Consider the following 1,140-nt stretch of genomic DNA (forward strand, 5'->3'; position numbering starts at 1 on the left):
AGTCCCGTGGCCCGGGCCAGGGCCCCGGCCAGGGCGTGCACCTGGGCCTGGCCGTCCGCGGCGCGAGTGCCGGCCGCCGCCAGGATGATGTCCGATGTCGCGGCCTCACCGGCCGGCACCGCCTGGGCCACCCGTTCGGCCAGAACGGTCACCAGGCGCGGCTCGACGTCGTCCCCGACCCCGGCCAGCGGTGCGGCGGCGATCGTGTCGGGCCGGGCGGCCGCGGCGTGGTGGATGTCGTGGTGGACGTGATGGCCCAGGGACAGCAGCAGCGGCACGATCACGGCCGACTCCCCCGGGGGCAGGTCCGCCACGACCTCGTCAAGGGAGGGGCTCTGCACGTCCACGTAGGCCTCGTGGACCTGGGCGCCCGGCCCCTCGGCGTCCAGGAGGGCCGCCAGGTCGGCACGGAGGCCGTCGATCACGACGCGGCCGGCCGCGTCGTGCGTGCCGTGGGCGCAGGCGATCACGTGCAGCACGGGCGCGCTCATGCCGAGCCCACCGCGTCGGCCCACACGTTCTGCGGCCCGCCGCTCACCGGCGGATCACCTTGTGCTGGGCGGCCTGGGCGACCGGCCGCATCACGATCTGATCCAGGTTCACGTGGTGGGGCAGCTCGACGGCGTGGACGCACACCTCGGCGACGTCCTCGGCGGTGAGCGGCTTCTCCACGCCCGCATACACGGCGTCCGCGGCGGACTGGTCGCCGCCCAGGCGGTTGCGGGAGAACTCCTCGGTGTGGACCATGCCCGGGAGCACCTCGATCACCCGCACGTTGTGCTCGGCCTCCTCCAGGCGCAGCGCGCCGGTGAGCCCGTGCTGGCCCATCTTCGCGGCGTTGTAGCCGGCGCCGCCCTCGTAGGCGGTGACGGCGGCGGTCGAGGTCAGGTTGAGCACGGTGCCCTCGCCGTGGGCGCGGAGCATGGGCAGGAACGCCTGGCACATCGTCAGGGTGCCGAGCACGTTGACGCGGTACATCCACTCCCAGTCGGCGCGGTCGCCCACGCCCACCGCGTCCGTGCCGAGCGCGCCGCCGGCGATGTTGACGAGGGTGTCGGCGCCGCCGTCGGCCTCGACGCGCGAGGCCAGCGCGGCGACGGCGGCCTCGTCCGTGACGTCCAGGGCGGCGGGGACGACGTC

Annotated in this window: 2 protein-coding genes; both read right to left on the reverse strand. The window is 75.2% G+C overall.

Features of this window, described 5'->3' with window-relative positions:
- Positions 1-491: sirohydrochlorin chelatase (locus HMPREF3105_RS12020; RefSeq protein WP_070709823.1), on the reverse strand; the 491-nt coding region annotated here is incomplete at its 3' end.
- Between the two features lie 43 nt (positions 492-534).
- On the reverse strand, positions 535-1,140 hold a 606-nt coding region (locus HMPREF3105_RS12025), incomplete at its 5' end, for an SDR family oxidoreductase (RefSeq protein WP_070709826.1).

Source organism: Micrococcus sp. HMSC31B01 (assembly GCF_001816085.1).
In the GTDB taxonomy this organism is placed as follows: Bacteria; Actinomycetota; Actinomycetes; order Actinomycetales; family Micrococcaceae; genus Micrococcus; species Micrococcus luteus.